The sequence below is a fragment of the Micromonospora sp. NPDC048930 genome (genome assembly GCF_043197935.1).
In the GTDB taxonomy this organism is placed as follows: domain Bacteria; phylum Actinomycetota; class Actinomycetes; order Mycobacteriales; family Micromonosporaceae; genus Micromonospora.
In genome coordinates this window covers 56396-69298 of record NZ_JBICUB010000006.1, presented here as the reverse complement: position 1 = coordinate 69298, position 12903 = coordinate 56396, and the positions used below count along the sequence as shown (strand labels likewise).

Here is a 12903-nt window from a genome sequence, read left to right as displayed (position 1 = left end):
CCGGATTGTGTAGGTAACCTTCCTTGACCGCACATCGAGCTGTAGCTAAGTTTCAATGACCTTCGGACGAGGAGGTCTCGATGGAGCGCAGAAGGTTCCTGGCCGGCGCCGGTGCGGCCGCCGCGGGCGCGGTCGCCGCGGCGGCCCCGGGCACGCCGGCACCCGCCGTACCCGGCATCCGACGGGTGGCGACCGGCCTGGACGTGCTGGTCGACTCCGGGTTCGCCGCACTCGCCGGCCAGCGGGTGGGGGTGGTGTCCAACCCCACCGGCGTCGACTCGGCGTACCGGCACCTGGTCGACCTCATGCACGGCTCGGGCAGCGTGCAGGTCGTCGCGGCGTTCGGCCCCGAGCACGGATTCCGTGGCTCGGCCCAGGCCGGCGGCAGCGAGGGCACCGGGACGGACGCCCGCACCGGCATCACGGTCTACGACGCGTACGGCGCCAGCCAGGCCAGGTGGGAGAGCCTGTTCACCCAGGCCGAGGTGGACACCGTCGTCTTCGACATCCAGGATGTCGGCGCCCGCTTCTACACGTACATCTGGACGATGTACACCTCGATGGTCGCGGCTGCCCGCGTCGGCAAGCGGTACGTCGTCCTCGACCGGCCCAACCCCGTCGGCGGGCGGGCGTACGGCCCGATGATGACGCCCGCGTACACCTCGGGCGTGGGGCTGAAGGAGATCGTCCAGCAACACGGCATGACCGTCGGTGAGCTGGCCCGGCTCTTCAACGCGGAGTTCCTGCCCGCCGACGCCGGACGGCCGGTCGAGCTGGAGGTGGTGCGGTGCCGGAACTGGAAGCGTGACCTGCTCGCCGCCGACACCGACGTGCCCTGGGTGATGCCCAGCCCCAACATGCCCACGCCCGACACCGCGCTGGTCTACCCCGGCACCTGCCTCTTCGAGGGGGTCGCCTCGATCACCGAGGGGCGGGGCACCTGCCGGCCGTTCGAGCTGATCGGCGGGTTGGCCGGCGACTTCGACTACCACTGGGGGGACCGCCTCAACGCCCGAGGGCTGCCGGGTGTCGAGTTCCGCGAGGCGTACTTCTCGCCGACGTCGGCGGGCCAGAAGCCGGCGCTGCTGAACAAGCTCTGCGCCGGCGTCGAGCTGAAGATCGTCGACCGGGCCGCCTACGACCCGATCCGCACGGCGGTGGCCATGCTGGTGGAGGCGCGCAAGTACCCGGCGTTCGCGTGGCGGTTCGACTCGTACGACGCCGCCCGGCCGTACTGGGTGGACAAGCTGACCGGCTCGCCCCGGTTGCGCACGATGATCGACGCGGGCGCCGACGTGGACGACGCGGTCGGCGCCTGGGCCGACGAACTGGCCGCCTTCGCGCAGCGGCGCCGCCCGTACCTGCTCTACTGACCGCGCTGGCGCCGCCGGCGGCCCCGGCTCCCGAGCTCCCGGTGCCCCGCTCCCGCCCGCCACGCGGACGGGAGCGGGGATCGCGCCTCGGTCAGCCCGCGACGGAGCGGAAGACCGGGTAGTAGCCGCCAGACTGGCCCGCGGCGGTCGGGTGGTACGAGATGGTCAGGTTGAGGTAGTTCAACGCGTGCAGCCACTTCTCGCCGTAGCTGCAGAGCTGGTGCCCGACGAAGATCGAGCGGACGTCGGCGAACTTGAACCCGGCCGAGGTGGCGGCCGTCCGGGTGATGTCGTCCAGCAGGTTGATGCCCTCGTTGATCTTCGCGCGGGAGGTCGCGCTGAGCCCGACGCAGAGGGTGCCGAGCTGGTAGAAGACCGGGTAGCCGACGACCACCACGCGGGCGTTGGGCGAGCGGCTCCTGATGCCGTTGTAGACGTTGGCCAGCTTGCCGGGCAGCTCGGTGCGGGCCTTGTCCTCGGCCGCCTGCACGGCGGCCACGCACTGCGTCTCTCCGTAGAGCACGCAGGTGGTCATGATGTTGGCGAAGCCGACGTCGTTGCCGCCGACGGTGATGCTGACCAGGGTGGTGGTCGAGGAGAGCGCGGAGAGCTGGCTGTTGATGACGGTCGCGGTGGTCGCGCCCGAGCAGGCCACCGACCGGTACGAGGCCGGTTGGACGTTGGTGTTGTAGAGCGCGGGATAGGCGTTGGTGCTGCGCATGCACGACCCGCTCTCCGAGGTGTAGCTGTCGGCGCCGACGCCGGAGGCGTACGAGTCGCCGAGCGCCACGTAGTGGTCGGTCGCGGCGGCCTGGGCGGGGGCGGCCATCATCAGCGTGATGCCGAGAGACGAGGCGAGCGTCAGGGCGAGGGTGGCAAGACGGGATCTCCGCACGTCGCACTCCTGGGGTGGGAAGTGGTGGTGGGAGATAGATATCAATAGATAGGACACCGGCGGAAGATCAACAAATTCGCGCCGGGCGCTGATTGACACTTATAGATACAAAATCATTGCCACCCTGTGACGCGGCTGTGAAGGTTTCCGCCCACACCGTCCATTGCCGACCAGCCGGGTGAACAACCCACCGGCACGGTCGGGAATGCCGACCGCCGCTTACCGGTTGGCACCGGACATGACGACTGTGGGACTGATCGGCAGCGGCAACATCGGCGGCACCGTGGCCCGACTCGCGGTGGCCGCGGGTCACGAGGTGGTGCTCAGCAACTCACGGGGCCCGGAGACCCTCAAGGAACTGGTCGACGAGCTCGGACCGCGGGCACGCGCGGCCACCCCGGCCGAGGCGGCGGCGGCCGGTGACCTGGTGGTGGTCACCATCCCGCTGCGGGCCTACCGGGAGGTGCCGGCCGGACCGCTCGCCGGCAAGGTGGTCATCGACACCAACAACTACTACCCGGAGCGGGACGGCCGGTTCCCCGAGCTGGACGACGAGTCGACCACCACCAGCGAGCTGCTCCAGCGGCACCTGCGCGAGGCGCGGGTGGTCAAGGGCTTCAACAACATCTACTTCAAGCACCTGCTCGCGCTGGCCCGGCCGGCCGGCGCGGCGGACCGTACCGCCCTGCCGATCGCGGGCGACGACGCGGCGGCCAAGGCGGCCGTCACCGCGTTCCTCGACTCGGTCGGCTACGACGCGGTCGACGTCGGCCCGCTCGCCGAGGGCTGGCGGTTCCAGCGCGACACCTCCGCGTACGCCGCCCTCTACTCGGCCGACCCGGCCGACTGGGAGCGGCCGGCCCCGGTGGACGCGGCGCGGCTGCGCGAGGCCCTCGCCGCCGCCCGCCGCTACGCCGACAGCTGACGTCCGGTCCGGAGGGCGGGCCGGTCTCCCGCCCTCCGGACCTCGCGTGACGCCCGCGCGCTGTTCAGACCGGGCGACGGCCGGCGAAGCCGCACTCCGCGCGGTGGTACCAGCGCACCTCGTCGTCCCCCTCCAGCCAGCACCAGAGCACCGCCCGGCCGTCCCGCTCGCCGGGGAAGTCCAGCAGCACCGGGGCGATGCCCTTGACCTGGATGTCGTGCTGGTACAGCTCCTCCAGCACGGCGTGCAGCCGCGCCTCCAGCGACTTCAGCTCGGCCCGCCCGCCCAGCACGCTGACCCCGTGGTCGGCCAGGTCGGCGCGCAGCTCGGCCAGGTCGGCCCGGAGCCGGATCAGCTCGTCGACGCGCGGTCGCAGGGTGGCCACCATGTGCCGCGCCTGGGCGAGAGTGAACACCGCGCCAGTATGGGGCACGAAACCCGCACCCGCGCCACTTCCTCGGCCGGCTGATCCACTCCCGGTCGGCGAGGTGGGGGTGTCAGCCGGTTCCGGACACCCCCACCTCGCCGACCTGGATTGGCGGAGCTCAGTCGGCCTGGGCGGCCAGCTCGCGGGCCCGGTCCCGGGCCGCCTCCAGCGCCGCCAGCATGGCCGCGCGGACGCCGTGGTTCTCCAGCTCGCGGATCGCGGAGATGGTGGTGCCGGCCGGCGAGGTGACCGCCTCGCGGAGCTTGACCGGGTGCTCGCCGGAGTCGCGCAGCATCACCGCCGAGCCGATGGCGGTCTGCACGATCAGCTCGTGCGCCACCTGGCGCGGCAGCCCGAGCAGGATGCCGGCGTCGATCATGGCCTCGACCAGCAGGTAGAAGTAGGCGGGGCCGGAGCCGGAGAGGGCGGTCACCGCGTCCTGCTGCGACTCGGGCACCCGGATGGTGGCGCCCAGCGGCTTGAACATCTCCTCGGCGAGGGCCAGGTGCGCGCCGGTGGCGTGCGCGCCGGCCGAGATGGCGCTCATCGCCTCGTCGACCAGCGCCGGGGTGTTGGTCATCACCCGGACCACCGGGGTGCCCTCGGGCAGCCGCCGGTTGAAGAAGCTGGTGGGCAGGCCGGCGCAGAGCGAGATGACCAGCTTGTCGGCCGGCACCTTCGGGCCGATCTCGTCCAGCAGCGCCGCCGCGTCCTGCGGCTTGACCGAGACGGCGAGCACCTCCGCCTCGTCCACCGCGGTGAGGTTGTCCACCACCCGTACGCCGTACCGGGCGGTCAGCTCCTGTGCGCGGGCGGGACGCCGGGCGGTGGCCAGCAGCCGCTCCACCGGCCAGCCGGAACGGAGCAGCCCGGAGAGCATCAGCTCACCGATCTTGCCCGCGCCGATCACCGCGACCGTGTGCACCTCGGGTGCCATGACGCCGTACCCCTCTCGCCTCGCGGCGGGGCGCGGCGGACCCCCGGGCCCGCCGCGCCACCGGCCGTCGCTCAGCTGCCGAAGAAGACCTCGGCCTCGGCGTACCGCTCCAGCGGCACGGTCTTCAGCTCCCGGGTGGCCTCCGCGAGGGGAACGCGGACGATGTCCGTGCTCTTCATCGCGACCATCTTGCCCCAGTCGCCCTCGTTCGCCGCGTCGATCGCGTGCAGGCCGAGGCGGGTGGCGAGGACCCGGTCGAACGCGGTCGGGGTGCCGCCGCGCTGGATGTGGCCGAGCACCACGGTGCGGGCCTCCTTGCCGGTCTTCGCCTCCAACTGCTCGGCGAGCCACTGGCCGATGCCGCCGAGGCGGACGTGGCCGAAGGCGTCGAGCTCCTGGTTGTGCAGGACCATCTGGCCCTCGAGCGGCTGCGCGCCCTCGGCGACCACGACGATCGGGGCGTACTGGTGCTGGAAGCGCTTCTCGACGTACCCGGCGACCTGGTCGACGTCGAAGTGCCGCTCCGGCAGCAGGATCACGTTGGCGCCGCCGGCGAGACCGGCGTGCAGGGCGATCCAACCGGCGTGCCGGCCCATCACCTCGACGACCAGGGTGCGGTGGTGGCTCTCCGCGGTGGTGTGCAGCCGGTCGATCGCCTCCATGGCGATGTTGACCGCGGTGTCGAAGCCGAAGGTGTAGTCGGTGGCGCCGAGGTCGTTGTCGATGGTCTTCGGCACGCCGACGACCTTGACGTCCAGCTCGTGCAGCTTGGTGGCGACGCCGAGGGTGTCCTCGCCGCCGATCGCGATCAGCGCGTCCACGCCCTGGGCGGCGAGGTTCTCCTTGATCCGCTCCACCCCGCCGTCGATCTTGAACGGGTTGGTCCGGGACGAGCCGAGGATGGTGCCGCCGCGCGGCAGGATGCCGCGGACCTCCGCGATGCCCAGCGGCTTGGTGAGGCCCTCCAGCGGGCCCTTCCAGCCGTCCCGGAAGCCCACGAACTCGTGACCGTAGGTGGCGACGCCCTTGCGGACCACCGCCCGAATCACCGCGTTGAGACCAGGGCAGTCGCCGCCGCCGGTGAGCACGCCGATACGCATGATCTGCTCATCCTCCTGGAGCATCAGGTGAAGCCCGGATAAGCCCCAGGATATGTGTCAGATCAGACCATCGGCGCCGTTGCCGGCCCGGGGCGGGCCGTCAGTGCGCACTGTAGTCGGCGTGGGTGTCCACCGACAGCGCGCCCCGGCCCCCAACCGGCTACCGGTCAGTAGCTGACCTCGCGGTTCCGCCCCGCCCGCGGCCGCCGGCCGGTCACCGCCGCCGGGGCGAACCCGAGCAGGTCGACCACCGCGCCGCCCGACGCGTCCCGGCACACGGCCGCGGCGGCGTGCACCTTGAGCAGGGTGATCCCCGGGGTGTCCGGCCCGTCCGGGAACCAGGTCCGCAGCAGTGGGTGCCAGAGCCACTCGGCGCGCGCCCGGTCCCAGCCCTCCTGCGCGGTGCCGGCCACCGACACCCAGGCGTTCCCGCGCTGGTCGGAGAAGCCGACGTTGACCTGCGGATTCACCCGGATCTGGCGGATCTTGGCGGAGTCCGCGTACGCGAAGAACCAGAGGTCGCCGTCGAACTCCGCCGCCTGGAGCGCCATCGGCCGGCTGACCAGCCGCCCGTCCACGGCGGTGGTGGTCAGCAGGCAGACCCGGGCGTCCCGGATGAGTTCGGTGACCCGGCGGCGGGCGTCCGCGGCGGTGGTCGGCTGGTTGCTCATGACCGCACTCCCTCGGCTCGACTGCTGCGAACCGTGCCCGGGACAGAACCGGTCAAACCTCCGAGAAGGTCATTGTCCGGTCATCGCTCGCCACCGGGCCAGGTTGTGCCGGGCGTCGACCAGCGCGTCGTGCCGGTCCGCCTCGGCGTCGGGCAACCGCGGCCGACCCCGGTCGTCCCAGAGCTGGCGCAGCTCCTTGGTGAACCGGGGGATCTCCCGGGGCAGGGCCGGCATCGCCCCCCACAGCTGGGCCAGCACCACGTGGTCGTACGCCGCGTACCAGGCCCAGAGCTCCAGCTGCTCCCCCGGCCGGTCGCGGACCGGCGCCATCAGGAACTCGTAGAGGTCGTCGCGGATCCGCTCCCGGGACCGCCAGGCCCGGTCGGCCGGGGACGGGAGCTTGTCCAGCACGTTGCGGCGCACCCAGGGCACGGCCCGGGAGTCGTCGAACTCGGTGGAGACCGCGTAGAACTCGCGGCCGTACTCGTCGACGACGCCGATCGACACCAGGTCGACGATCCGGCCGTCCTCGATGAACTCGCAGTCGTAGAAGTAGCGGTAGACCATCCCCGCCATCCTCGCCCACCGCCGCCGGCCGCCGCCGGGCGGGGCGTCCGTCGAGGTCACCGGCGCGCGCCGGCACTGCTCAGGCAGGTCACTTGAGTATGTCCAGGGGTGTACAGCAAGCGACCGGAGCGTCATGATCTGATGTGTACCGCTACCGGACGCCGAACCGGTTCTGATGCCTCGTACCGGGGATGACAGGTTCACCCGGTGTGCGAGTTGTGGTCCTTGACCGGGGAGGGGTTGGGCCGTGGAGGTTCGCCTGCCGGAGCCGGGTGACGCGCTCACGGGCGTGGAGATGTTCGCCGGGCTGGAGCCGGAGGTGCGGCAGCGGGTCATCGCCGCGGCCGTGCCGCGCACGTACCGCAAGGGTCAGTTGCTCTTCGTGGAGAACGACCCGGGCGAGTCGCTGATCGTGCTGCGCCGAGGCGCGGTGGCGGTGTTCCGCACCGCGCCGACCGGCGAGCGGGCCGTGCTGTCGGTGATCCGACCGCCGGACGTGCTCGGCGAGGTGTCCCTGCTCGACGCCTCGACCCGGTCGGCGTCGGCCGAGGCGATCGAGGACTGCACCGCGCTGGCGTTGTCCCGCCCGGCCTTCATGGAGCTGGTGCACTCCAACCCGCGCATCCTCGACGCGGTGATGCGCTCGCTCGGCGGGCTGATCCGCCGGCTCACCGAGCAGAACGCCGACCACGTCTTCCTCGACCTGCCCGGCCGGGTGGCCAAGACGCTGGTCCGGCTGGCCGGCGAGAGCCAGGCCCCGATGATCACGATCGAGCTCAACCAGAGCCAGCTCGCCGAGATGGCCGGCGGCTCGCGGCAGAGCGTCAACCAGGCGATCGGCTCGTTCGCCAGCCGGGGCTGGCTGCGTACCGAGGGGCGCCGCATCGTGGTGACCGACGTGGCCGCGCTGCGCCGCCGCGCCGGGATGAACGACCGCTGACGGAAACGACGGAAGGGCCGGGGCTGTCCGCCCCGGCCCTTCGTCGTGTCGGTCCCGCTCAGACGGTCGCGCTGCCCGGCCCCGCCCACGCGGTGGTGCTGCCCGGGCCGGCCCACTCGGTGCCGTCCTTGCTGGTGGACCCCTCGCTGACAATGCCGTCGGCCTGGAGCGCGGCCAGGGTGGCGGCGTCCACGTCGACGGACTCCCCCGCCGAGTGGGCGATGCCGTCGGCGTCGGTCCAGTCGCTCTCCAGCTTCACGTACACCATGTGTTCCCCCTTGTGATCACGGTCGTCATCGTCCGGCGGCATGAATGTAGTCCGCCGGGCGCTCCGCTGGCTGCCCGGACGAGTGTCCACAAGCCAACAGCCCGGTACCTGACAGCTCGGGGGACCGTGATACTCACGGTGGACGCCGCGGGGGGCGGCGCCCGGCCGGGACCGGCCGGAAGATCCACCAGTGGAGGGTGTCATCTCCGCGCAGTGTGACCGTTGTGGACGTACCGCTGCCGACGGCGACCGCTTCTGCGGCGGCTGCGGCGCGGAGCTGGGCGCGGTCTGCCCGCACTGCCTGCGCCCGCTCGCCGCCGACGTGGCCTTCTGCACCTCGTGCGGATCGCCGCGGGCCGGGGCGAAGCAGCCGGTCGCGGCACCGCAGGAGGACCGCCGCCGGGTCAGCGTGCTCTTCGTCGACCTGATCGACTTCACCCCGTACGTGGAACGGGCCGACCCGGAGCAGGTCCGCGGCATGCAGACCGGCTTCTTCTCCGCCGCCAAGCGGGTGGTCGGGCAGTACGGCGGGGTGGTCGAGAAGTACATCGGCGACGCCGTGATGGCGCTCTTCGGCGCCCCGGTGGCCACCGAGACCGACGCGCTGCGCTGCGTCCGGGCCGGCCTGGAGCTGCAACGGGTGCTCACCCGGTTCGCCCCGACCGGCCGCGACGAGCTGCGCTTCCGGGTCGGCGTGGCGACCGGCGAGGCGCTGGTGGACGTGGCCGCCGCCCGCGACGGCGGGCAGGCGATCGTGGCCGGCGACGTGGTGAACACGGCGTCCCGGATGCAGTCGGTGGCGCCGCCCGGCGGGGTACTGGTCTGCGGCGCGACGCACGCCCTCACCAAGGACGCCATCCGCTACGAGGAGCAGCCGCCGGTCACCCTGCGCGGCCGGTCCACCCCCACCGAGGTCTGGCTCGCCCTCGCCCCGGTACGCCGGCAGCCCACCGACCGGGAGCCGGACACCACGCCGCTGATCGACCGCGAGCACGAGCTGGGGCTGCTGGTCAACGCCCTGCACCGGTCGTTGCGGGACCGGCTCCCGCAGGTGGTGACGGTCTTCGGCCGGGCCGGCATCGGCAAGAGCCGGCTGGTCCGCGAGCTCTACCGGCACGCCGGCCGGCTGGTCGACGAGCCGCTGACCTGGCGTACCGGGCGCTGCCCGCCGTTCGGGGAGAACGTCACCTTCGCCGCGCTGGCCGACATCGTGAAGACCGAGGCCAGCATCCTGGACACCGACCCGGCGTCCACCGCGGCGCAGCGGCTCACCGCCGCGGTCGCCGAACTGGTCGGGCCGGCCGAGCGGGACCGGATCGTCGACGCGCTGCGCCCGCTGGTCGGGCTGACCGGCACCACCCTGCCCGCCGAGGAGGCCGAGTCGGCGTGGCGGCGGTTCCTGCTGGCCCTCGCGGCCCGGCGCCCCACCGTGGTGGTCTTCGAGGACCTGCACTGGGCCGACGACGCCATGCTGCGCTTCGTCGAGCTGCTCGGCGCCGCCGCCCGGGACGTGCCGCTGCTGCTGCTCTGCACCGCCCGGCCGGAGCTGGTCGACCGGGACCCGAGCTGGGCGGGGACGATCACCGGCTCGGTCACCATCACCCTGCCCCCACTGCGGGACACCGGCATCGCCTCGCTCTACGCGCACATGTTCGGCCAGGCCGCGTTCCCCGCCGAGATGCTCACCCCGCTGGTGGAGGTAGCCGGCGGCAACCCGCTCTACGCCCACGAGTACGTGCGGATGCTCATCGAGCAGGGCGCGCTGCGCCAGTCGGGGCGCGGCTGGTCGCTGGAGAAGCACCTCGACCTGCCGATGCCGGAGAGCGTGCACGCGGTCATCGCCAACCGGATCGACCTGCTCGACGCCAAGGACCGGGCGGTGCTGCTGGCCGCCTCGGTGGTGGGCGTGCAGTTCTGGCCGGGCGCGGTGGCCGCCGCGCTGGGCCAGCAGGTGGAGTCGGTGGAGCGGGCCCTGCGCCGGCTGGAGCAGCGCGACTTCGTGCACGAGCAGGGGGCGTCCACGATGGCCGGCCAGCCGGAGTTCCGGTTCCGGCACGTCCTGGTCCGGGACGTCTGCTACCAGCGGCTGCCGCGTACCGAGCGGGTGGCCCGGCACGAGCGGACCGCGGACTGGCTGGACGCCCTGTCGCAGAGCCGGGACACCGACCTGGCCGAGGTGCTGGCCCACCACCGCTGGGCGGCCCACGAGATCGCCCGCACGCTCGGCATGGACACCCACCGCTACGCCGGCCCGGCACGCGCCGCGCTGCACCGGGCGGCCCGCCGGGCGTACGCCCTGCACGGGCTGGACGCGGCGGCGGCGCACGCCGGCCGGGCGCTGGGCCTGGCCGACGACAGCGACCCGGTGGGCCGGCTGCAGCTGGAGCTGCTGAGCACCGAGATCTCGTTCTACCGGGACGGCAACGCGTTCCTCTCCGGCGGCGGCCCGGAGCAGCTGCACGCGCTCGCCGACCGGCTGCTCGCGCACGGCGACGACGCCTGCGCCGCCCGGGCCTGGACCCTGCTCGGCCAGGCGGCCTGGCTGCGGGCCGACCGGACCGCCGCGGTGGCCTGCCTGAACCGCGCGGTGACGCTGTTCGAGCCGCTGCCGGACAGCGGCCAGAAGGCGGACGCGTACGCCGAGCTGGGCCGGCTGCACATGCTCAACTACGAGCGGGACCCGGCGGTGGCCGCCGCCGAGACCGCGGCGGAGATCGGCGAGCGGCTGGGGCTGTCGGAGACCCGGATCAACGCGCGGATCACCGCGGCCACCGCCCGCTACCAGTCCGGCGACCGGTCGGGCCTGGACGAGCTGCACGCGCTCGTCGAGCACAGCCGGGCGCAGCAGTTGCTGGCGCTGCACCGGGCGGTGCAGAACCTGGCCTACGCGGTCCGCGAGGAGGGGGACTGGCTGCGCTCGGACGCGCTGCTGACCACCGGGCCGGAGCGTACGGCCAGCGGGCAGACGCTGACCACCAGCTACTCCGGCGAGGCGATGCGGGCGTACTTCGACGGGGACTTCGCCCGGCTGATCGCCGCCGCCGACGCGTTCGTGGACACCCCGACCGGCGGCTGGGACATGCAGGTCCGGGGCCTGCGCTCGTGCCTGCTGGTGCTGCGCGGGCAGCCGGTGCCGCCGGCGCCCCGGTCGACGCCGGCGCCGCAGGACAACGGCGCGGCCCCGGAGCCGGCCCGGCACCGGGACGACGTGGCCGCCGCGCTGGACAGCGCCCGCCGCAGCGGCTTCCACCGGCCGCACTGGACGATGCTCGGGATGGCCGCACTGTGCCGGGCCCTGCTCGGGCAGGCGGAGGAGGCGGCGGAGCTGGTCGACGAGCTGGCCGACTCGTGGTCGGCGGTGCCGGCCCTGGCCAGCGGCGAGTGGATCGCCGCCGCGGCGTACGCGGCCAGCCTGGCCGGCCGGGACGCGGCCGTGCGGGTCCGCGCGATGCTGGACCGGCTCGACCACCGGACCCCCTGGTCGGAGGCGGCGCTGCGGACGGTGACCGGAGCCCTCGCGGCGGCCGACGGCGACCACCGGCGCGCCGGTGAGCTGCACCTGGCCGGCGCGGAGATCTACGCCCGCATCCCGGACGTCACCGACCGGATGCTGGCCCTCGCCCTGGCGGTGGCCGAGCTGGACCGGGCCGGGGACACCGCGACCGCCGCCGGGCCGCTGGCCGAGGTACGCGCGTTCGCCCAGCGCAACGAGGCGCCCGGCCTGCTGGCCCTGGCCCGCCACCCGGTCCCCGACACCGGCCCCGCCGTCGCCTGCTGAACTCCCCACGGGCCCCGGCACCCGTGGGCCCTCTTTCGCGGAAACTGGCCCCACCCGGCGCGGGATGGGGCCAGTTTCCGTGAATCAGCGCGGTCGCCTGGCGGGCGGCGGGACGCGCGCGGGGTGCGGCGGCGTCAGGCGGGGACCGGCTCCCGGGGCTGGGCCTTGGCCTTCTGCGCGTACATGTCGACGTACTCGCGGCCGGAGAGCTCCATCAGCTCGTACATGATCTCGTCGGTGACGGCGCGCTCGACGAACCGGTCACCGGCCATCCCGGCGTACCGGGAGAAGTCGAGCGGGGCGCCGAAGCGGATCCGCACCCGGCCGAGGTTGGGGATGATCTGGCCGGTCGGCTGGATCGCGTCGGAGTTGAGCATCGCCATCGGCACCACCGGCGCGCCGCTCTCCAGGGCGAGCCGGGCCACCCCGGTCTTGCCCCGGTAGAGCCGGCCGTCGGGCGAGCGGGTGCCCTCCGGGTAGATGCCGGCGATCCCGCCGGACCGCAGCACCCTGAGCTGGGTGTCCAGCGCCGCGCGGGCGGCTCGGCCGCCGGACCGGTCGACCGGGATGGTGCCGGAGCCGACGAAGAACATCTTGGTCAGCCAGCCCTTGATGCCCTTGCCGGTGAAGTACTCCGCCTTTGCGATGAATGTGACTTTTCGCTTGACGATGAGCGGGGTGAAGATCGAATCCGAGAAGGAGAGGTGATTGCTGGCCAGGATGACCGGACCGGTCTCCGGGACGTTCTCGAGCCCTTCGACCTGCGGGCGGAAGATCAGCCTCAGCAGCGGGCCGAGGATGATGTACTTCAGCAGCCAGTACAGCACCGGGGTCCTTCCAGGCGGGCGGCGGGGAGCCGGAAACCGGGCCGCCGGGCACGCCCGGACCGCGCCCGGGGCGCCGTCGGCGAGCGGGAACTGTCGGGGAAGAGCCTACGAACCAAGAGCGGCACGCCACAACGCACTCCCGGAACCGGGTCCCGACGTGTCACGATTCAGGGCACGGCGTGCGGGGCGCCGGGT

General features: G+C 73.1%; 12 protein-coding genes. 4 read left to right on the top strand and 8 right to left on the bottom strand.

Translation table 11 applies throughout. The annotated features are described in order from the left end of the window. Nucleotides 1–80: 80 nt before the first annotated feature. Nucleotides 81–1373 (top strand): exo-beta-N-acetylmuramidase NamZ domain-containing protein, encoded by a 1293-nt coding sequence (locus ACGFI9_RS17295; protein ID WP_393178965.1) that lies wholly within the window; start codon nt 81–83, stop codon nt 1371–1373. Nucleotides 1374–1464: 91 nt separating this feature from the next. On the opposite strand, the gene ACGFI9_RS17290 is transcribed toward ACGFI9_RS17295, so the two are convergent. Further along, a complete protein-coding gene (locus ACGFI9_RS17290) occupies nt 1465–2268 on the bottom strand; it encodes an SGNH/GDSL hydrolase family protein (RefSeq protein ID WP_393178964.1) in 804 nt (267 codons plus the stop codon). Nucleotides 2269–2506: 238 nt separating this feature from the next. Here ACGFI9_RS17290 and ACGFI9_RS17285 point away from each other — a divergent pair, with 238 nt between their 5' ends. Continuing rightward, nucleotides 2507–3193 (top strand): NADPH-dependent F420 reductase, encoded by a 687-nt coding sequence (locus ACGFI9_RS17285; protein WP_393178963.1) that lies wholly within the window; start codon nt 2507–2509, stop codon nt 3191–3193. Between the two features lie 64 nt (nt 3194–3257). Here ACGFI9_RS17285 and ACGFI9_RS17280 read toward each other — a convergent pair whose 3' ends face one another. The 5 genes from ACGFI9_RS17280 to ACGFI9_RS17260 all read right to left on the bottom strand — a co-directional run bounded on the left by ACGFI9_RS17280 (nt 3258) and on the right by ACGFI9_RS17260 (nt 6895). Beyond that, nucleotides 3258–3608: a DUF2203 domain-containing protein gene (locus tag ACGFI9_RS17280; RefSeq protein WP_393178962.1), complete on the bottom strand. Its 351-nt coding sequence runs from the start codon at nt 3606–3608 to the stop codon at nt 3258–3260. Between the two features lie 130 nt (nt 3609–3738). Further along, nucleotides 3739–4557, bottom strand: a complete 819-nt coding sequence (gene proC, locus ACGFI9_RS17275) for a pyrroline-5-carboxylate reductase (RefSeq protein ID WP_393178961.1) — start codon at nt 4555–4557, stop codon at nt 3739–3741. 71 nt (nt 4558–4628) lie between these two features. After that, the gene (locus ACGFI9_RS17270; RefSeq protein WP_393179351.1) at nt 4629–5657 is read right to left on the bottom strand and encodes a 6-phosphofructokinase; all 1029 of its coding nucleotides are present in this window, start codon (nt 5655–5657) and stop codon (nt 4629–4631) included. 167 nt (nt 5658–5824) lie between these two features. Continuing rightward, complete coding sequence (locus tag ACGFI9_RS17265; protein WP_393178960.1) at nt 5825–6328, bottom strand: pyridoxamine 5'-phosphate oxidase family protein; 504 nt, start codon at nt 6326–6328, stop codon at nt 5825–5827. Between the two features lie 69 nt (nt 6329–6397). Beyond that, a complete protein-coding gene (locus ACGFI9_RS17260) occupies nt 6398–6895 on the bottom strand; it encodes a polyadenylate-specific 3'-exoribonuclease AS (protein WP_393179349.1) in 498 nt (165 codons plus the stop codon). A 247-nt stretch (nt 6896–7142) separates the two neighbouring features. On the opposite strand from ACGFI9_RS17260, the gene ACGFI9_RS17255 reads away from it, so the two are divergent. Further along, the gene (locus ACGFI9_RS17255) at nt 7143–7835 is read left to right on the top strand and encodes a Crp/Fnr family transcriptional regulator (RefSeq protein WP_148803276.1); all 693 of its coding nucleotides are present in this window, start codon (nt 7143–7145) and stop codon (nt 7833–7835) included. A 58-nt stretch (nt 7836–7893) separates the two neighbouring features. Here ACGFI9_RS17255 and ACGFI9_RS17250 read toward each other — a convergent pair whose 3' ends face one another. Continuing rightward, on the bottom strand, nt 7894–8103 hold the full coding sequence (locus tag ACGFI9_RS17250; protein ID WP_393178959.1) for a hypothetical protein: 210 nt from the start codon (nt 8101–8103) through the stop codon (nt 7894–7896). A 190-nt stretch (nt 8104–8293) separates the two neighbouring features. Between ACGFI9_RS17250 and ACGFI9_RS17245 the strand changes: the two genes are divergently transcribed. Next, a complete protein-coding gene (locus ACGFI9_RS17245) occupies nt 8294–11881 on the top strand; it encodes an ATP-binding protein (protein ID WP_393178958.1) in 3588 nt (1195 codons plus the stop codon). Between the two features lie 134 nt (nt 11882–12015). On the opposite strand, the gene ACGFI9_RS17240 is transcribed toward ACGFI9_RS17245, so the two are convergent. Then, complete coding sequence (locus tag ACGFI9_RS17240) at nt 12016–12708, bottom strand: lysophospholipid acyltransferase family protein (protein WP_393178957.1); 693 nt, start codon at nt 12706–12708, stop codon at nt 12016–12018. Nucleotides 12709–12903: the final 195 nt, after the last annotated feature.

Bases quoted from the DNA above. Each gene is read 5' to 3' on its own strand.
- ACGFI9_RS17295 (WP_393178965.1), top strand. From the start codon at position 81: ATGGAGCGCAGAAGGTTCCTGGCCGGCGCCGGTGCGGCCGCCGCGGGC.
- ACGFI9_RS17285 (WP_393178963.1), top strand. From the start codon at position 2,507: ATGACGACTGTGGGACTGATCGGCAGCGGCAACATCGGCGGCACCGTG.
- proC (WP_393178961.1), bottom strand. From the start codon at position 4,557: ATGGCACCCGAGGTGCACACGGTCGCGGTGATCGGCGCGGGCAAGATC.
- ACGFI9_RS17270 (WP_393179351.1), bottom strand. From the start codon at position 5,657: ATGCGTATCGGCGTGCTCACCGGCGGCGGCGACTGCCCTGGTCTCAAC.
- ACGFI9_RS17265 (WP_393178960.1), bottom strand. From the start codon at position 6,328: ATGAGCAACCAGCCGACCACCGCCGCGGACGCCCGCCGCCGGGTCACC.
- ACGFI9_RS17260 (WP_393179349.1), bottom strand. From the start codon at position 6,895: ATGGTCTACCGCTACTTCTACGACTGCGAGTTCATCGAGGACGGCCGG.
- ACGFI9_RS17250 (WP_393178959.1), bottom strand. From the start codon at position 8,103: ATGGTGTACGTGAAGCTGGAGAGCGACTGGACCGACGCCGACGGCATC.